At 38.7% G+C, this 19,263-nt stretch carries 14 protein-coding genes and 2 pseudogenes; 14 read left to right on the top strand and 2 right to left on the bottom strand.

All coding sequences use genetic code 11. The annotated features are described in order from the left end of the window. Positions 1–19: 19 nt before the first annotated feature. Positions 20–613, top strand: a complete 594-nt coding sequence (locus tag ASC84_RS14505; protein ID WP_056515963.1) for an O-methyltransferase — start codon at positions 20–22, stop codon at positions 611–613. Between the two features lie 60 nt (positions 614–673). Here the strand turns inward: ASC84_RS14505 and ASC84_RS22415 are convergent, their stop codons facing one another. Then, complete coding sequence (locus ASC84_RS22415) at positions 674–880, bottom strand: KTSC domain-containing protein (RefSeq protein WP_004721830.1); 207 nt, start codon at positions 878–880, stop codon at positions 674–676. A 229-nt stretch (positions 881–1,109) separates the two neighbouring features. Here ASC84_RS22415 and ASC84_RS14500 point away from each other — a divergent pair, with 229 nt between their 5' ends. Continuing rightward, a complete protein-coding gene (locus tag ASC84_RS14500; RefSeq protein WP_004721827.1) occupies positions 1,110–1,613 on the top strand; it encodes an endonuclease V in 504 nt (167 codons plus the stop codon). Between the two features lie 100 nt (positions 1,614–1,713). Continuing rightward, a complete protein-coding gene (locus ASC84_RS14495; protein ID WP_056515960.1) occupies positions 1,714–2,070 on the top strand; it encodes a VOC family protein in 357 nt (118 codons plus the stop codon). 367 nt (positions 2,071–2,437) lie between these two features. On the opposite strand, the gene ahpC is transcribed toward ASC84_RS14495, so the two are convergent. After that, positions 2,438–3,001, bottom strand: coding sequence for an alkyl hydroperoxide reductase subunit C (gene ahpC / locus ASC84_RS14490; protein ID WP_004721823.1), 564 nt, complete (start codon positions 2,999–3,001; stop codon positions 2,438–2,440). Between the two features lie 619 nt (positions 3,002–3,620). Here ahpC and ASC84_RS14485 point away from each other — a divergent pair. From ASC84_RS14485 to ASC84_RS23325, 11 genes and pseudogenes are all read left to right on the top strand, one after another. Next, positions 3,621–7,601, top strand: a complete 3,981-nt coding sequence (locus tag ASC84_RS14485) for a DUF3418 domain-containing protein (protein ID WP_056515957.1) — start codon at positions 3,621–3,623, stop codon at positions 7,599–7,601. Between the two features lie 47 nt (positions 7,602–7,648). Then, positions 7,649–8,764: a beta-ketoacyl-ACP synthase III gene (locus tag ASC84_RS14480; RefSeq protein WP_004721819.1), complete on the top strand. Its 1,116-nt coding sequence runs from the start codon at positions 7,649–7,651 to the stop codon at positions 8,762–8,764. A 189-nt stretch (positions 8,765–8,953) separates the two neighbouring features. After that, complete coding sequence (locus ASC84_RS14475; protein WP_056515955.1) at positions 8,954–9,736, top strand: lysophospholipid acyltransferase family protein; 783 nt, start codon at positions 8,954–8,956, stop codon at positions 9,734–9,736. A gap of 42 nt (positions 9,737–9,778) precedes the next feature. Continuing rightward, complete coding sequence (locus ASC84_RS14470) at positions 9,779–10,303, top strand: hypothetical protein (protein WP_056515952.1); 525 nt, start codon at positions 9,779–9,781, stop codon at positions 10,301–10,303. Between the two features lie 59 nt (positions 10,304–10,362). Continuing rightward, positions 10,363–10,761, top strand: a complete 399-nt coding sequence (locus tag ASC84_RS14465; protein WP_056515949.1) for a GFA family protein — start codon at positions 10,363–10,365, stop codon at positions 10,759–10,761. 200 nt (positions 10,762–10,961) lie between these two features. Continuing rightward, complete coding sequence (gene blp2, locus ASC84_RS14460) at positions 10,962–13,367, top strand: Ig-like repeat protein Blp2 (RefSeq protein ID WP_056515944.1); 2,406 nt, start codon at positions 10,962–10,964, stop codon at positions 13,365–13,367. A gap of 244 nt (positions 13,368–13,611) precedes the next feature. After that, positions 13,612–17,487: pseudogene (locus ASC84_RS23345) on the top strand (YDG domain-containing protein); the annotation flags it as partial. A 22-nt stretch (positions 17,488–17,509) separates the two neighbouring features. After that, a pseudogene (locus tag ASC84_RS23610) lies at positions 17,510–17,712 on the top strand (MBG domain-containing protein); the annotation flags it as partial. 8 nt (positions 17,713–17,720) lie between these two features. After that, positions 17,721–18,161: an MBG domain-containing protein gene (locus ASC84_RS23335; RefSeq protein ID WP_319822758.1), complete on the top strand. Its 441-nt coding sequence runs from the start codon at positions 17,721–17,723 to the stop codon at positions 18,159–18,161. Then, positions 18,098–18,667 (top strand): MBG domain-containing protein, encoded by a 570-nt coding sequence (locus ASC84_RS23330; RefSeq protein WP_319822757.1) that lies wholly within the window; start codon positions 18,098–18,100, stop codon positions 18,665–18,667. The genes ASC84_RS23335 and ASC84_RS23330 overlap by 64 nt, the downstream gene beginning before the upstream one ends. Further along, positions 18,633–19,263: MBG domain-containing protein (locus ASC84_RS23325; protein ID WP_227515157.1), on the top strand; the 631-nt coding region annotated here is incomplete at its 3' end. The genes ASC84_RS23330 and ASC84_RS23325, both read left to right, overlap by 35 nt.

Here is a 19,263-nt window from a genome sequence, read left to right as displayed (position 1 = left end):
TGAAAAGGAAGATCTAAACATGAGTTTAAGTAACCCATTTTTGCAACGATTGAATGAACTATATCAATCCTTTATTAAGTTTGATGCTACACAGTGTGATCGTATTAAACGCTATCGAAATATCGAACCTGAATCAGCATTGTTTTTAGCCATGCAAGTGAGAATTCAGCAGTCTAAGAAAATTTTAGAGATCGGGACATCAACAGGTTACTCTACATTGTGGCTTGCGGATGCAGCCAAAGTGACAGGTGCGAAGGTGACAACGCTTGAGATCGATGAAAAAAGAACTCAGCAAGCGCAACTGCATGCTCAAGAGTTACACGTTGATGACGTGATCGATTTTTGGGTAGGGGATGCGCAAAAATACTTAGAACAGTGTCAGGAACAATATGACTTTATTCTACTTGATGCTGAACGCAATGCTTATTTAAATTACTGGGTATATTTACAGAAGATGCTTGTGGAGCATGGTGGGGTACTGATTGTAGATAATGTGATATCACATGCTGCTGAAGTAAAGAGCTTTATCACGGAAGTTAAACGAGATGAAAGGTTTATGACCACAACCTTGTCGATTGGGTCTGGTCTGTTTGTGGTGACATTTAAAAACTAACCGAGTTTTACATCAGGGAGAAATCTCCCTGACTTTGCTCTAAAGACACAGTTCTAAAAACTATAAAATTGAAAGTCGCTTAAAATGTAAATCGTATTCTAGGTATTTATGCACGAATGCTGTTTTATCACTACATCGTAGTAAATTATTGTATATAAATTCTGGGACAGGATGGTAAAGTTCACCAGAACCATTGTTATAAAAAATTTTTAAATACCGTGAAGAAGCATTGTACTTCCAAGAAGTCACGGTAATCATTGATCCCATAAGCAACACCTTAAACTTTTGATTGTTTTACAGAAAAATATATTCTGTATCTTTTGAAATTAGTCTATTCACTTGAAGAAATGTATAGTGGTTTTGTAAATAAAGCTGTTTATATTTTGCTAAAGATATTCATATTTTGACATTACAGATTTTGGGCAAGATAAACACTTAAAAAATCATCAGTAAATGAGAAAATTGCTATTTTATTTTAGTCATTAAGAGGTGGATCATGATTCTTGCAATAGACGTTGCCTATACAGATAACTCTGCACAAGTTGCTGGTGTAGTATTTGAGTCTTGGGGGAGTTCAGTTGTATTGAATCATTACCTTATCACCATCAAACCAATTGCTGACTATGAATCAGGTCAATTTTATAAACGTGAATTACCGTGTATTTTAACGTTATTGGATTTGGTGAAAGAACCCATCGATATGATTGTGATTGATGGCTATGTCTATTTAGGCACTGAACAAACAGCAGGTTTAGGACAGCACTTATATGCTGCCTTAGCTGATAAAACCCCTGTGATTGGGGTGGCTAAAAATGAATTTAGAGGAACACCAAAGGAATTTGAAATTTTACGTGGACAAAGTGTTAAGCCATTATACGTCTCTGCCATCGGAATAGAATTAGTGCAAGCGAAACATAATGTACAGTCCATGTACGGGAAATACCGTATTCCTGAGCTACTCAAGCAAGTTGATCATTTAAGCAGAACAACGCAAAAATAATTTTTTGTTATCCTATATTTAGTGGTTTAAATGTATTATCAATTGACTCATATTTTATTTTCTATAGAACAATATTTTATAAATTTAAGGAGAAACATCGATGGATCAGTCAGCGGCTCGTCAAAAAATTTCCATTAACTATATTGAATTTAAGGTGAAAGACGTCGTACAAAGCAAAAGGTTTTATCAAAACTTAGGCTGGACTTTTACCGACTTTGGTCCTGAATATTGTGAGTTTGATTCAGGGGAGATAAAAGGGGGCTTTGCTCAGTCTGATGATGTGCAAAGTTCTGGTGGTGCATTAATTGTTTTGTTTAGTGCTCAGTTAGAACAAAGCTTAGTGTGTGTGAAAGAGGCGGGTGCAACCATCGTACAAGAGATTTTTAGTTTTCCTGGTGGACGTCGTTTTCATTTTAAAGATTTAGATGGATATGAAATTGCAATTTGGTCGCATTAAATAAAAATCTACAAACACAAAAACCTATACATAAAATCTAATGCAAAAAAACCACGCTAAAAAGCGTGGTTTTTTTATGTGTTGAGGGTCTGTTGATATTTCATAAATGGCTTGCGTTGTAGGTTAAAATTGAGCAGGCAAGGCATGAAACGAAGAGAATAGCGAGACTATTTTCGAGTTTCATAACGGAGGCTGAGATAATTTTAGCCACAACCCTTCGGGACTAGCGTGTTTTTTGCCGTTACGTCGTTACGAACTACTTATTTAGAATGACTAAATTTCGTATTTCGCGCCTAGTATCGCCTAAAAAACATACGTTGTCGCAAACATAGACGAATTGTCAACAGACCCTAATCTAATTCAAGAATTAGATTTTACCCACTAAGTCGATTGAAGGAGCAAGAGTTGCATCGCCTTCTTTCCATTTCGCTGGGCAAACTTCGCCAGGATGACCGTGAACGTATTGAGCTGCTTTAACTTTACGAAGAAGTTCAGAAGCATCACGACCAATACCACCAGCATTGATTTCGATGATTTGGATTTTACCTTCAGGATCGATAACGAAAGTACCACGGTCAGCAAGACCAGCAGATTCGATTAAAACTTCGAAGTTTTTAGCAAGAACCCAAGTTGGGTCGCCAACCATTACATATTCAATTTTTTTGATTTCTTCAGAAGAATCGTGCCAAGCTTTGTGCGTGAAGTGTGTATCTGTAGAAACAGAGTAGATTTCAACGCCTAATTTTTTAAATTCAGCATAGTTGTCAGCAAGGTCACCAAGTTCTGTTGGGCAAACAAAAGTGAAGTCAGCTGGATAGAAGAAAACTACAGACCATTTACCTTTAAGATCGGCTTCTGTAACTTCGATGAATTGGCCGTTTTGGAAAGCTTGTGCTTTAAAAGGTTTAACTTCAGTATTAATTAAGCTCATCATTATCTCCATGATTGAGGTGTTTATCTAATATTTAACTAGAATAATGAATTTTAGATTATTGGGGAAATAGTATTTTTTTATCGCTAAGATCGGAAAATCAAATTAGCGTGCTCCAGATACATTTCACCAAAAACCGTTGTTTTGTCAGTATTTCATCAACTAAAGCAAATAAAGATGATGTTTGAATGACAAAGCATCCTTTTTAATCTGTTACAAACATGATGCTTCTGGGGCTATATTTCAAGGGCGATTTCTAAAAAAGATATAAAATTTATTTCAAAGTATAGAATTTGTTCATATAAGATAAATTGAATTTTAACTACATCGCATTTCAATGTTGTACAGCGAGCAAATGATACGGGTGGCTGCTGTTTTGTACTTAAGCATCACTTCAAGCAGCCTGATTGATGTAGATCATACAGCAATAGATTTAGGTCTATATGAATATTTGCAGCCACAGACAGTTGCTTAGTTGAGTGAGCTTTAGCAGCTTTTAAATATTATTTTTATAATACATGTATAACGCAAACGTGAATTCACTTTGATTGGACTATCTCTCCTGTGCTTTACAGCGTAAAATATTCCGTTCAATTTTAAGTATTAGGATAATGCATCTGTGCCAAATCAGTTAAATGTCGATCAATGGGTTATGGTACGAGATCGCCATCGTTTAAATCGACTGAAAAAAGGAAAAGATGCTCATCCTGAAAAATTCCAAGAACTGTTTGAGAAATCAAACCATCAAGTCAAAAAAAGATTAGCCAGTCTACCGACAATCAAACTCAATCAGGATCTACCGGTTACCCAGTATGCAGATAAACTGATTGAAGCGATTCAAAAGCATCAGATTATTATTGTTGCAGGGGAAACGGGTTCTGGTAAAACCACACAATTACCACAGATCGCAATGCTTGCAGGTCGTGGTTTAACTGGGATGATTGGTCATACTCAGCCTCGACGTCTGGCAGCACGAAGTGTATCGCAACGTATTGCTGAAGAAGTTGGTGAAAAGCTGGGTGAAAGCATCAGTTTTAAAGTGCGTTTTAATGAGCAAGGATCAAATGATTCGATCGTTCGCTTAATGACGGACGGTATTCTTCTTGCTGAACTTTCTAATGATCGTTATTTAAATAAATATGACACGATTATTATTGATGAAGCGCATGAGCGTTCATTAAACATTGATTTCATCATGGGTTACCTGAAGCAACTGGTAAAAAAGCGCCCTGATTTAAAAATCATTATTACTTCAGCGACATTAGATGTGAATCGCTTTAGCGAATATTTTAATGGCGCACCGATTTTTGAAGTGGAAGGACGTAGCTTTCCAGTAGAACTGCGTTATCGTCCGATTTCTGAGATGACGATCGGCGGCAGTGATGATGATGACTTTGATGATTTTGAAGAAAATTTACCACGTGCAGTGGTACAAGCTGTAGAAGAATGTTTTAAGGATGCTGAATCTAAGGGGCATCCTGAACATGCGGATATTCTTATTTTTTCAAGCACTGAACAAGAAATTCGAGAACTACAAGAGACCTTACAAAAATTTGGTCCTAAACATACGCAAATTTTACCTTTATATGCTCGTTTAGCTTTGGCCGAACAGCAGAAAATCTTTAATCCATCTGGTGGTGGGCGACGTATTATCATCGCGACCAACGTCGCTGAAACAGCGTTGACTGTACCGAATATTCGTTATGTGATCGACAGTGGCTTTGCGCGTATTTCTCGCTATAACTATCGTTCACGGGTACAGCGTTTACCGATTGAAGCGATCTCTCAAGCTGCTGCAAATCAGCGTAAAGGGCGATGTGGTCGTATTGCACCAGGTGTTTGCATTCGTTTATACAGTGAAGATGATTTTCAAAGTCGTCCAGATTTTACTGAACCCGAAATTAAACGCACCAATTTAGCATCGGTTATTTTACAGATGCAAAGTCTCGGTTTAGGTGCTGTAGAAGATTTTGATTTTATTGAGCCGCCAGACCATCGTTTGGTCAATGATGGGCGTAAGTTACTGATTGAATTAGGTGCTATCCATGAAGCGCAAAATTCAAATAATCTCCCTCAAGCGGTTGCACAAAGTGAAAGTGCGGTTTCCCAACAGGGAGCTGTAGTTGGTGCTAAAGCAAAAAACCTTGCTCAACCTGCTACTAAAAAAGCCGAACTTCAAAACAACAGTTTAACCAAAATCGGTCTACAAATGGCAAAAATGCCAATAGACCCACGCCTTGCACGGATGATTCTCGGTGGTGCTCATTTTGGTGTGCTGAATGAAGTTTTGATTATTGTTGCGGCGCTTGCAGTACAAGACCCACGCGAGCGTCCTGCCGATAAGCAAATGCAGGCGGATCAAAAACATGCATTATTTAAAGAAGCGGATTCAGATTTTCTATTTTATATTAAACTGTGGAATACACTGACTGAAAATCGTGAAACTTTGAGTGAAAGCAAAAGACGTAATTTTGCCAAACAGCATTTTCTTAGCTGGCTACGTTTACGTGAGTGGAAGAAAACGCATGAACAATTACTGGATTTAGCACAGGGCTTAAAACTTTCATTCAATGAAAAGACAGCCAGTTATGAAAATTTACATCGTGCTTTATTGACAGGATTATTGTCGTTTATTGCCAATAAAACTGACGAACGTAATATTTTTATGGCAGTTCGTCAGCAAAAAGCCCGAATTTTTCCTGCATCGACCTTACATAAAACCAATACCCCATGGGTAATGGCATTTGAAATGGTCGAAACCTCACAGGTGTATTTACGCACACTGGCAAAAATTGAGCCTGAGTGGATTCTTTTAGCTGCGCCTAACTTATTAAAACATCATTATTTTGAGCCACATTGGGCGAAAAAACCGGGTGTGGTCAATGCTTATGATCAGATTTCATTATTTGGGCTGATCATTGAACCGAAACGCGCCACCAATTATGAAAAAGTGGATCAGTTGGCTGCGCATGAAATTTTCTTAAGAGATGCACTAACCACAGGAAACTTGGGAACAACGCCACCATTCTTAAAACACAACCTATTAAAGCTTGAAGAAGTTGAGCGTGTGGAAGACAAACTGCGTCGTCGTGATTTGGTTGTCGATGAAGAAACCATTTATCAGTTTTATGCCGCAAAAGTGCCTACGGAAATTGCCAGTCGTCGTAGTTTTGAAGATTGGCGAGCAACAGTAGAACCGCAGAATCCTCGTTATCTGTTTGTTGATGATGATGATTTATGGATGAATGACCGTCCAACCACACAGCAATTTCCAGATTATTTACATAATGGACAATTACGTTTAGCTGCCAGCTATCGTTTTGATCCAAGTCATGATGAAGATGGCGCAACAGTAAAAATTCCGGTACAAGCCTTAGCGCAAGTTGATGAAAATATTTGGTCTTGGGGGATTCCGGGCTGGCGTTTGGATTTAATCGAAGCGTTATTAAAAGCCTTACCAAAAGATAAACGTCGTAATTTGGTGCCGATCCCAGATACAGCCAATAAATTGATCAAAGCAGTCGATGCGCAACATTTGCATCAGCATATTTTTGAGTTTTTGGCATTTCAATTACGTGGTGAACAAATTACCAGTAAAGATTTTTCTTTTGAACGTATTGATCAGTACTTAATTCCATTTATCAAAGTAATTGATGAAAAAGGCCGCGTGATTGAAAAAGGTCGTGATCTTGCCGAACTTAAAGCACGTTGTCGTACTGAAACACACAGTCCTGTCAAACAGTTAAAAGGTGAGTTTACTACTTTCCCTGAAAGCTTTGTATTTGAGGCTTCTCAGAAAGTAACCGGGGTTGTGGTTAAACAATATCAGGCACTGGTCCCAAGCAAAGACTTTGCTAAGTTAGAGTTGAAAGATGACTCTGGTATTGTGATTCAGACTTTTAATGATCAAAGTGAAGCGATTAAGCAGCATCGTGAAGGCGTAATTCGTTTGATTCATATGCAATTGGGGGATTTGATCCGTCAATTGAAAAAGCAAATTTCCAAGCCACTGGCATTGGCATATTCACCTTTGGGCGATAAAGCACAACTTGAGCAAATGTTGGTGTACGCAACATTACAAATGGCAATTCAAGATTTACCCATTAATGCTGAAGAATTTGCGATAGTCATGGCTGATGTGAAAAAGTCATTTTTAAGTCATGGTCAGGAAGCATTAAAGCTGATCAGTGAAATTTATATTCAATGGCAGGAAATACGTCAGCAATTGCTGATGTTGGATCAAGATGTATTTGCTAAAAATATGAATGATATTGAAGATCAACTGGATTTAATGAACTTATCCAATTTTGTTTATTCAAAATCTTCCGATATTTGGCATGAATATCCACGTTATTTAAAAGCATTGTTATTGCGTTTAGATCGATTGCCGAATAATCTAAATCGTGATGATGCTGCAATTAAAGAAGTAGATCCTTGGATGGATAAACTGTTTAAGTTTAAGTCGGATGTTCGTGTTAAAGAAGTCTACTTCATGGTTGAGGAACTACGTATTTCATTATTTTCTCAACCAATGAAAACCAAGATGCCGATTTCGTCAACCAGAATACAAAAAGTATGGGAAAAGCTTGGAATCGGTTAGAATAGAAATAATTTGAAATATTTGTGAATTTAAAAAAGGAGTTTTACATGGGCATCCGTATTACAGGTACAGGTCTGTACCATCCTGAAGAAGTGATTACCAATGAAGAATTGGTGGATTGTTTAAATGCTTATGTGGAACAATTTAACAGTGAAAATGCTGAAAAAATTGAAGCGGGTGAAGTTGTTGCCCGTCGTGGTTCAAGCGCAGAATTTATTGAAAAAGCATCAGGCGTAAAGCGTCGTTATGTCATTGAAAAATCAGGTGTCCTAGACATTAATCGCTTACGTCCCCGTTTAGAAGAACGTTCAGATGAAGAGCTTTCAATCCAAGCAGAGTGGGGCGTAATTGCAGCAAAACAAGCGATGGAAAATGCAGGCGTAACTGCAGAAGACATTGATGTGGTGATTTTGGCTTGTTCAAACTTACAACGTGCTTATCCTGCTGTTGCAATTGAAATTCAAACGGCATTGGGTATTCAGGGCTATGCCTATGACATGAATGTGGCGTGTTCAGCTGCTACATTTGGTTTAAAACAAGCCTACGATGCTGTAAAAACGGGTGCACGTCGTGTGCTATTGGTTAATGTAGAAATTACCTCGGGTCATACTGACTATCGTTCACGTGACTGTCACTTTATTTTTGGTGATGTTGCAACAGCTTCAATTATTGAAGAAACGGACAGCAAAACAGGGTTTGAAATCGTAGATACCCATTTGTTTACCCAATTCTCCAATAACATCCGAAATAATTTTGGTTTCTTAAATGGTTCAGAATTAACTTCTCGTGATGATAAGCAATTCCGTCAAGATGGCCGCAAAGTATTTAAAGAAGTGTGTCCATTGGTTGCGAAAATTATTTCTACGCAATTGGAAAAGAACAGTATTCAACCTGAAAACGTAAAACGTTTTTGGTTGCATCAAGCCAATGCCAATATGAATGAATTAATTTTAAAACTCATTGTCGGCAAAGAAGTTGCAGAAGCGGATCCTGATTTGGTACCAATCATTTTAGATGAGTTTGCCAATACGTCTTCAGCAGGTGTGATCATTGCATTACATCGTAGTGCGGATCAGGTGAATGATGGCGAATATGGTGTGCTGTGTTCATTTGGTGCAGGTTATTCTGTGGGTTCAATCCTTGTGCAAAAGCATGTTGCTTAAATCATAATTTTATAAAATCTCCCTCCTTGTGCCGCGAAAAGCGCAGTTCAGCTACTTTGAAAAAAAGGGGGGGAGATTGTCGAGGATTTAAGTTATTTTATTTGTGTAAAGCTCTTCCCTGAAAAAGGAGGAGTCATACGCTTAAGGCCAAGATCAAATAATGTTGAAAAGTATTTGTAGAGATACAGCATGACTGAAAAAACCTTGAAAATACGACACAACGCTAAATTGATTCGATTAATAAGCAGCTTACAGCGCTTTTACTTTCGTCCAACATTTTTAGGTACTGAAAATTTAGTGCCGAATAAACCAGCCATGTATGTCGGTAATCACACCATCTATGGTGTTTTAGATTCTCCGATTCTGATTGATTATTTATTTACAGAACATAAAATCGCAGTGGTCAGTTTAGCTGATCATATGCATTTTCATATTCCGATTTGGAAAGAAGTGGTTAAACGTGTCGGTGGGGTTGATGGTGTACAAGAATATGCCAAAGAAGCGATGCGACAAGGTTATTCGATTCTGGTTTTTCCAGGCGGCGGTCGAGAAGTCATTAAACGTAAAGGTGAAGCCTATCAACTGATCTGGAAGCAACGCTTTGGTTTCTTAAAGTTGGCTCAGGAATTTGGTTATGAAATTGCTCCTTTTGTGGCTTTAGGTGGTGATGAAGTTTTTGATTTAGCTTTTGATGTAAACGTGCTGCTTAAACAAAAGTGGTTTAATAAAATATTATCAAATCCCAAAATAGGTTCATTGCTTAGACAAGGTGAAGTTATTCCTTCGATTCCGAAGCATATTATTCCAAAGCGAATCCCTTTTTATTTTAAATTTATGCCACGGTTATCTATTGACCAGATAGAAAACATGGACGATATGATTGTATTTCGTGATCAATTGCAAGCGAGCATTTATACTGAAATTGAGTCGTTAAAGTCCTATCGAGCACATGACTTGGAACAAAAAACTTAGAACAAAACCCTAGAACAAAAAAACAACCTTTGAGATCGTATAATGTTTGAACTGCATACCAATTTTAAACAGATACTTAATCTATTCAATCTGCGAACTCAACCCATTCAAAGTATTGTGCCTTTTCTTCAAGTTCCTTATTATCTCGAATTTTTAGGACAGTGTAGCGATACTGAAATTACCCCTGATATTGATTTATTTGGCTATGAAACTACGATAAAGGAAAACCAGTATTTCGCAGAGCATGTGGAAAATTTATCCCAACAACTATGGAAAATTGGTCGTACAGGTCAAGGTGATGAATGGTTTTTAGATCGGAATAGTTTTGATATTTTATTCTATGATCATGATTTAGGTATGGACTTAGATGAGAATTTAAAACGCGATCAGTTTCAGTCGATGCAAATCAACTTTTTTCAATTTTTACAATTTGCTTTACTTCTGCAAGCGCTGGAACAACACTTGGATAAAAATCCATTATCTAAGGTAGAGTTGGAGCAATTTCAAGATACCGTGAATCGCATCCATCCTGAACTTTTTTCACGTTATCCATTTGATTATTTATAAGTTATAAGCGTTACAATTGATTGATAAAATGAGTTTACTCACAATATAGAGGAATAAAAATGTATACAGCTTCATGCCTTTGTGGTGGTATTCAACTGAGAATTCATAGTGAAATCCCTCAAATATTTGTCTGTCATTGTCAGCAATGTCAAAAAGCCCAAGGTTCAGCATTTGTGGCGATTGCTCCTATTCAGACTAAAGATTTAGAGATTGTTCAAGGACAGGCATTGTTTCAAGAATATTATGCCACTGAAAATAAAAAGCGAACGTTCTGTAAAAGATGTGCATCCCCATTATTTAGTGCGCGTTTAGACCTACCTGAGGTCGTGAGATTACGTGTAGGCATTGTAAATGAGCCTGTTCAAGGCAAGATTGTTTCACATGCGTTTACTGATAATAAAGCTGCTTGGTTTGAAATTTTGGATGATGCCCCACAATTTGCTCAAGCGCTTTGTTAAAGAGTGAAGTTATATGTGAACAACAAGAATGCTGGATATTTATTGTTTAAATAAGATTTTGTGCGCTATCTTACTTATTTTTAAGTATCTGAATTTTATATTTTTATAAATAATTCAGAAATCAGTTTAAGTCATTTGTATATATAAATACCTTCTGTATAATTTTAAAAAAATACACTTTAAATCAATAGAAGGTATAAATGACAAGAATAGTCGTCGCTGCAAAACAAGACAAAATATTACTACAGGATTCTCAAGCAAAAACGGTCAGTTTAGATCAACCCGCTATTATTCAAATTGGTGTCACACAACAAGATGTGAAAACACTAGAGCGACTAGGCGATAAGCTGATTATTAGTTTAAATAATGGTGAGCAAATTGTTTTAGAGGGTTTTTTTCAAGCCAATTCAACCACAACGCATTCTTTAACGTTCCCCAAAGCAGATGGAAGTTTCTCACTTGCTCACTTTGATGCCAATGGAAAATTTACAGACTATAGCGGTTTGCAAAAACTCGATACTTTACTCTATGAAGGCGCCAATACTGCGGCTGTTCAACAAGTCTCTGCCTATGAAGATTCAACCCCTGAGTTTTCATTTTCAAATCTATTTTCTTCAAGTGCAGTGAAAGCAGGTGTCGGTCTTGTTTCTGCAATTGGTTTAGGTTTGGCATTGATTGATGATGGTGGAGGTAATCAATCAAAGGGTGTTACTGACATTATTGCACCCAAAACACCGACTGCAACATTGAATGCAGAGGGGACTGAAATTAAGGGTACCGCTGAAGCGGGTGCGACTATTTATGTGATTGATAAAAACCAGAAAGTGATTGCCACAGCAGTGGTCGATAAAGATGGAAATTATTCTTTGACATTGCCAGAGGCTTTGCTAAACAACAATACTTATTATATCAATGCAAAAGACAAAGCTGGAAATGCTTCAACCTATACCTCGGTTGTTGGCACGAAAGATACCATTGCACCCAATGAGCCTCAAGGGCAGTTAAATGAGCAAGGAAATATTGTTACTGGTAAAGCAGAAGCGAATGCCACAATTAATGTGTATGACTCAGCAGGTCAACTGATTGGTACTGCAAAAGCCAATGCGCAGGGACAATTTTCTGTTGCCATTTCTCCTGCTTTAACCGCAGGCCAGATCGGTACAGTCGAAGCAATTGATGCATCTGGAAATAAATCAGAAAAACATAATATTGAAGTGGGTAAAGATACTATCGCACCTGATCAACCCAAGTTTGAGGTGTCTAAAGAGGGGACCTCAATACACGGAACAGCAGAAGCAAATGCTAAAGTGATTATTCAAGACTCAACAGGTGCGGTGATTGCAACGGGTACTGTAGACGCCAATGGTAAATTCAATATCACTATTTCTCCTGCTTTAGATGCAAGCAAGACTGGCAAAATTATTATTGAAGATGCTGCAGGAAATAAGTCGAGTGCTGTAGAAATTAAAGCAGGACAAGATGTTGTAGCACCAGATAAACCCGTGGCCAATTTAAATGCTGAAGGCACTGTGATCACGGGTACCGCTGAAGCAAACTCTAAAATTTCAGTCTATGACAGTGCAAATAAATTATTAGGCACAGCAACAACGGATGCAAACGGAAATTATTCTGTCACGCTTTCAACAGCATTGACTGAAGCAAAAGTTGGCAGTGTATATGCAACAGATGCAGCTGGAAATCAGTCAGTGCTTAGCTCTGTAACAGGTACCAAAGATGTAACCGCGCCTGCAAGTCCAAAAATCACAGATGTGGTTGATGATGTGGGGACAACTGTAGGTTCTGTTGCTGCAAATGGGACGACAGATGACAAGCGCCCTGTGATTTCAGGAACCGGAGAAGCTGGGGCAACTTTGATTATTTATGATAATAATCAGGCAATTGGAAAGGTCACAGTCGGTGCAGATAGTAAATGGTCATTTAGTTTTACTTATGATTTAACTCTGGGGAGTCACAGTATTACTACTGTACAAACGGATAAAGCAGGGAATACCAGTTTAGTGAGTGATGCTCGAACATTTACTGTAGTCGAAATCGCCGCAAAAATGGCAGTTTTTGATGAAGCCTTGGCTTTTCATGCTGATTTAGCTAATTCGAATATTGATTCAGTTAAAAGTGCTGATGCGATTGGGTCAGGTGTTTTAAATTTTGAGCCAGAAAGTAGCGCTCAAGTATTAGGGCAATCGACACCAATAGAAAATCAATTTTCGCTGCTCAATTCAAATGTTTCATATTTAGATCATACGCCTATAGCTGGCAGCTCAGCTATTCTCAGTACAAGCATAACCACTGTACTACAAGATGTGCTTGAGAATACCAAGACAGGCAACATGGATTCTCATGGAAGCACGACCATTTCAGTCGATGAATTGTTAGCAAAGGCTTCAGTCAATGATTTAACTGCAAATCAGATTGATGATGTGCTTGCTCGAACAATTGATCAAAGTGCTACATCCGTTGTCGATGATGCTAAAAATACTGAATTGGTCGCTTTCAATAAAGCCGAAAATCTATCAGCGCAAGATATACCTGTATTGCAATCTGATCTGATCAAAGACTTGTTTGATCCACAATTACTGACCTTTTGATTGAAAATAACCAGATAAGTACCTACGGGTGCTTTTATGGAAACCAGATTTTATAGCGCTGGTTTAGCTTAAAATTGATGCATAAGGCTTTCAAATAAACGCTGAATAATTTTATTCAGCGTTTATATTTTTATCTAAAACGTGAACTTATACATATAAAATACCCAATTTCAGGTATATCTCTATATTTCCCCATTTGATCTAATGATTGATATTTGATCAAAAACTAGATTTGGGGATTATCATGAACAAAATTTATAAAGTTATTTGGAATTCACAACTTAGGTGCTGGCAAGCTGTTTCAGAATTGGCAAAAAATCATAGCACTTCACAAAGTACTGTGGATCATAAAAACGCGCTGACGGGCACTGTTCAAAAAGTATCTGGGATAAATTTAATCCGATTGGCTTTTTGGGGGCTAGCTTTATTGCCATTATCGATTTATGCCGCAATTTCTAATACGGAACTGCCTACAGGCGCCAATATCACTCAAGGTTCAGCCAATATTTCCCAAAATGGCAACGTTTTAAATATTCATCAGAATAGTCAAAATCTTTCGACCAACTGGAATACTTTTAATATTGGTAAAGATGCGACGGTTAATTTTAATCAGCAAAACCAGTCATCTATAGCCATTAATCGGGTTTTGGATAGCAATGCATCGCAGATTATGGGGCGTTTAAATGCCAATGGGCAGGTGTTTTTACTCAATCCAAATGGTGTGGTTTTTTCTAAGACGGCTCAAGTGAATGTTGGTGGTTTGGTTGCTTCAACTTTAAGTTTGAACGATGCGGATATTCAAAATGGCAAATATACTTTAAAAGCCAATGCCAATAGCACAGCAACGATAGAAAATAACGGTACTATTCAAACTTTATCAGGTGGAACGGTTGCGCTGATTGCGCCCAATGTTAAAAATACTGGCTCTATTGTGACACCAAACGGAGTTACCCATCTCACTGCTGCCAGTCAAGTCACTCTTGCTTTACAGGATGGTTCACTCACCCAGTACCAAGTTGATCAAGGGGTATTAAAAGGCTTGGTGGACAATGGCGGTGCAATCCTTGCCGATAATGGGGCTGTATATTTAACTGCAAAAGCCAAAGACAGTTTAAGTAAAGCCGTGGTCAATCATAGCGGGATTATTGAAGCCAATCGCTTAAGCCAAAATGCCAAAGGTGAAATCATTTTGTTAGGTGATATGCAAAATGGTGAAACAAATGTCAGTGGTCTGCTTAAAGCTGAAGGGAAAAATGGTCAAGATGGTGGGTTTATTGAAACCTCCGCAGCTCAAGTAAAGATTGAGAATAGTACCGTGGTGTCCTCTCATTCTGAGGGCGGGAAAATCGGAAACTGGTTGATCGACCCTACCGATTTCAGTATTAATTCGGGTAATGCATCAGCAAGCAGTAGCGGCATAGGCGCAACCACTTTAGCAAGCAGTCTTGCAACCAGTAATGTCATATTGCTAACCAGCACTACGGGTAACCAGAAGGGTGATATCAATGTTAATGCTGATGTGACTTGGGGGAGTGCGAACAGCCTGACTTTAAATGCACAAAATGACATCAACATTAATGCCAACATCACAGCGACCAATAATAGTGGCAAACTTAATTTGATATATGGACAAAACACGGCTAATACCAGCGCAAATTATTATATTAACAATGGTGCAAAAATAAACTTAAAGGCTGGGCAGAATTTTAGTACCCAAAAAGGAACGGCTGCTACTATTAACTATCAAGTCATTACGGCTTTGGGCGCACAGGGTTCGACTACAAGTCAAGATTTACAAGGGATCAACGGGAACCTGAGTGGTAATTATGTGTTGGGTGCAGACATAGATGCCAGCAGTACATGGCAGTGGAATGGTTATACCGGATTCGACCCAATTGGCTTTTATAATGCAAATTTGAGTCCAACGGATCTCTCACAGCAGGCTTTTCGTGGACGGTTTGATGGATTAGGTCATGCGATTAGTGGATTAAGTATTGAGTCTATGTATCAGGGGATTGGACTGTTTGCGATTACGCATCAGGATACACTTATACAAAATGTTGGATTGAATAATATAAGTTATTCAGGTTATGGGAAAACAGGCGGGATCGTGGGGATTAATCTTGGCACGATTAATAATGTTTATGTCAATGCAGGCTTAGTCACAGGTAATACAGAGCAATATGGCGGATTGGTGGGCTGGAACTATAATTCAGGAAATATCTTAAACTCTTATGCAAATGTAACTGTAAAAGGAAAATATTCGAATAATAATTATATTGGCGGTCTGGTTGGTTATAGTGATGGTGTTGTAAGTTCTTCTTTTGCAACAGGCGCGGTGACAGGAAATAATTATATTGGTGGTTTAGTTGGTGGAATATCAGGACAAATTAACAACTCTTATGCAACAGGTACTGTTATTGGAAGTCAGTATGTTGGAGGGTTGGTTGGGTTCAATGGCGGTAGTGTTGACAAAAATTATTCTTCTGGAAGTGTAACTGGTGGGCAGTATGTTGGTGGTCTTATTGGTGGTGGTAATGGTACAACCACAAATAGTTTCTGGAACACCAGTACTTCTGGAAGAACAAGCAGTGCTGGTGGTGTAGGAAAAACCACAACAGAACTTCAGCAAATTTCTACTTTTGCAGGTTGGGATATTGATGATGCAGGTGGTACAGGAAAAGTTTGGCGTATTTATGAAGGACGATCTGCGCCATTACTACGTCATTTCCTAAAGCCCTTGGTCACAGAAATTGTCGCTAATTTTTCTGACAAAATTTATGATGGATCGATAGCTTCTGGAACGCTGGCTTCAGGGCTGAATTATAAAACAACCAGTAAAAATGCAGGGATTTATAGTTTAAATGATGGCTCAATCCTGATTAGTGGTGTTCCAATCGCGGCTAATACGACTCAGTTTGGTGATGATGTAATTTATAAAGAAAATGGTGGTTCAGGTTCACTAACAATAGCAAAAAGAGACTTAAATATTAATGGCTTGAGCGTTGCTGATAAAGTCTATGATACATCAAAAGTAGCAACATTATCGGGTACTGCAGGAGTGACAGCGTTGTCAGGTGACTCTGTGACGCTTTCCGGTACTGGATCTGGATTTTTTGCTGATAAAAATGTGGGTAATAATAAAAATGTGATTGCGTCGGGTTATACGCTGACAGGAACAGATGCTTTAAATTACAACTTGCTACAGCCGACAAATCTTAAAGCCAGTATAACGCCTGCAGTTTTAACCATTAATGGAATAAGTGTTGCAGATAAAACTTATGATGGCTTGTTCAATGCGACCTTAAATGGCACTGCTTCAGTCAATCCATTTGCTGGAGATTTTGTTTCATTGACTGGTAGTGGTATAGGAACATTTACAGATAAGAATGCCGGGATCAGGTCTGTGATCGTAACAGGCTATAACTTAACAGGTGCGGATGCAGGAAATTATACTTTTAGTCAGCCTATAGGTTTAAGCGCCACAATTCATAAAGCACAAGCCATTGTAACGGCCAATAGTTTAAATACGGTCTATAACGGTAAAGATCAAACAGCATCAGGCTTTAGCGCTTCTGGTTTGGTGAATGGTGAAACAGAATCTGTACTGACAGCTGTTTCCGCCTCAACCACTGCTAAGGATGCAGGCAGTTATACCAATAAAGCCAGTGGCCTAGATAAAAACTATAATCTTAGTTTTATTGATGGTTCATTGAATATCGCGAAGGCTAAAGCCATTGTGACTGCCAATAGTTTAAATACGGTCTATAACGGTAAAGATCAAACAGCTGCTGGCTTTAGTGCAACAGGCTTGGTCAATGGCGAAACTACAACTGTATTGTCAGGTGTTTCAGCAACGGTGACTGCTAAAGATGCAGGTCAATATACCAATACCGCAACAGGTATAGATAAAAACTATGAGCTAAGTTTTGTTGATGGTTCCTTAGATATCGCGAAAGCTAAAGCCACTGTCACCGCCAATAGTCTAAATACCGTCTATAACGGTAAAGATCAAACAGCTGCTGGCTTTAGTGCAACAGGCTTGGTCAATGGTGAAACTACAACTGTATTGTCAGGTGTTTCGGCAACTGTCACAGGCAAAGATGCAGGCAAATACACCNGCTGGCTTTAGTGCAACAGGCTTGGTCAATGGTGAAACTACAACTGTATTGTCAGGTGTTTCGGCAACTGTCACAGGCAAAGATGCAGGCAAATACACCAACACAGTAACAGGTGTAGATAAGAACTATGATCTGACGCTTATTGATGGCTCATTAGATATTGCGAAAGCTAAAGCGACAGTAACTGCCAATAGCGTATCAACCACCTATAACGGTAAAGATCANCTATGATCTGACGCTTATTGATGGCTCATTAGATATTGCGAAAGCTAAAGCGACAGTAACTGCCAATAGCGTATCAACCACCTATAACGGTAAAGATCAGACAGCTGCTGGCTTTAGTGCAATAGGTTTGGTCAATGGTGAAACTGAATCTGTACTCTCAGGTGTAACTGCAACGGTGATTGCTAAAGATGCTGGCAAATACATCAATACCGCAACGGGTCTAGACAAGAATTATGAGTTAAGTTTTGTTGATGGTTCTTTGGATATCGCCAAAGCGAAAGCCACCGTAACCGCCAATAGCATATCAACCACCTACAATGGCAAAGATCAAACGGCCGCTGGCTTTAGTGCAACAGGCTTGGTCAATGGTGAAACTACAACTGTATTGTCAGGTGTTTCGGCAACTGTCACAGGCAAAGATGCAGGCAAATACACCACTATGATCTGACGCTTATTGATGGCTCATTAGATATTGCGAAAGCTAAAGCGACAGTAACTGCCAATAGCGTATCAACCACCTATAACGGTAAAGATCAAACGGCTGTTGGCTTTAGTGCAACAGGCTTGGTCAATGGCGAAACTACAACTGTATTGTCAGATGTTTCGGCAACTGTCACAGGTAAAGATGCTGGTAGTTATGCTAATACAGCCACAGGTATAGATAAGAACTATGAGCTCAGTTTTGTTAATGGCTCTTTGGATATCGCCAAAGCTAAAGCAACAGTAACAGCCAATAGTGTATCAACCACCTATAACGGTAAAGATCAAACAGCTGCTGGCTTTAGTGCAACAGGCTTGGTCAATGGCGAAACTACAACAGTATTGTCAGGTGTTTCTGCAACTGTCACAGGTAAAGATGCTGGCAAATACATCAATACCGCAACGGGTCTAGACAAGAATTATGAGTTAAGTTTTGTTGATGGTTCTTTGGATATCGCCAAAGCTAAAGCCTAAAGATGCTGGCAAATACATCAATACCGCAACGGGTCTAGACAAGAATTATGAGTTAAGTTTTGTTGATGGTTCTTTGGATATCGCCAAAGCTAAAGCCACCGTAACCGCCAATAGCATATCAACCACTTACAATGGCAAAGATCAAACGGCCGCTGGCTTTACTGCAACAGGTTTAGTCAATGGTGAAACTGAATTAGTACTCTTAGGTGTAAGTGCAACAGTTACCGCTAAAGATGCAGGCCAATATACCAATACGGCAGCAGGTATAGATAAAAACTACGAGCTAAGTTTTGTTGATGGTTCATTAGATATTGCCAAAGCTAAAGCCATTGTTACTGCCAATAGTGTATCAACTACCTATAACGGTAAAGACCAAACGGCTGCTGGTTTTAGTGCGACTGGTTTGGTCAATGGCGAAACTACAACTGTATTGTCAGGTGTTTCGGCAACAGTTACCGCTAAAGATGCAGGCCAATACACCAATACCGCAACAGGYMTAGATAAAAACTACGAGTTAAGTTTTGTTGATGGCTCGTTAGATATTGCTAAAGCTAAAGCCACGGTGACCGCCAATAGTTTAAATACAGTCTATAACG

Source organism: Acinetobacter sp. Root1280 (assembly GCF_001425285.1).
GTDB lineage: Bacteria > Pseudomonadota > Gammaproteobacteria > Pseudomonadales > Moraxellaceae > Acinetobacter > Acinetobacter guillouiae.
This window is presented reverse-complemented; position numbering and strand designations above follow the sequence as displayed.

Coding starts and splice junctions, on each gene's coding strand:
- ASC84_RS14505 (WP_056515963.1), top strand. CDS start 20: ATGAGTTTAAGTAACCCATTTTTGCAACGATTGAATGAACTATATCAA.
- ASC84_RS22415 (WP_004721830.1), bottom strand. CDS start 880: ATGGGATCAATGATTACCGTGACTTCTTGGAAGTACAATGCTTCTTCA.
- ASC84_RS14500 (WP_004721827.1), top strand. CDS start 1,110: ATGATTCTTGCAATAGACGTTGCCTATACAGATAACTCTGCACAAGTT.
- ASC84_RS14495 (WP_056515960.1), top strand. CDS start 1,714: ATGGATCAGTCAGCGGCTCGTCAAAAAATTTCCATTAACTATATTGAA.
- ahpC (WP_004721823.1), bottom strand. CDS start 3,001: ATGAGCTTAATTAATACTGAAGTTAAACCTTTTAAAGCACAAGCTTTC.
- ASC84_RS14480 (WP_004721819.1), top strand. CDS start 7,649: ATGGGCATCCGTATTACAGGTACAGGTCTGTACCATCCTGAAGAAGTG.
- ASC84_RS14475 (WP_056515955.1), top strand. CDS start 8,954: ATGACTGAAAAAACCTTGAAAATACGACACAACGCTAAATTGATTCGA.
- ASC84_RS14470 (WP_056515952.1), top strand. CDS start 9,779: ATGTTTGAACTGCATACCAATTTTAAACAGATACTTAATCTATTCAAT.
- ASC84_RS14465 (WP_056515949.1), top strand. CDS start 10,363: ATGTATACAGCTTCATGCCTTTGTGGTGGTATTCAACTGAGAATTCAT.
- blp2 (WP_056515944.1), top strand. CDS start 10,962: ATGACAAGAATAGTCGTCGCTGCAAAACAAGACAAAATATTACTACAG.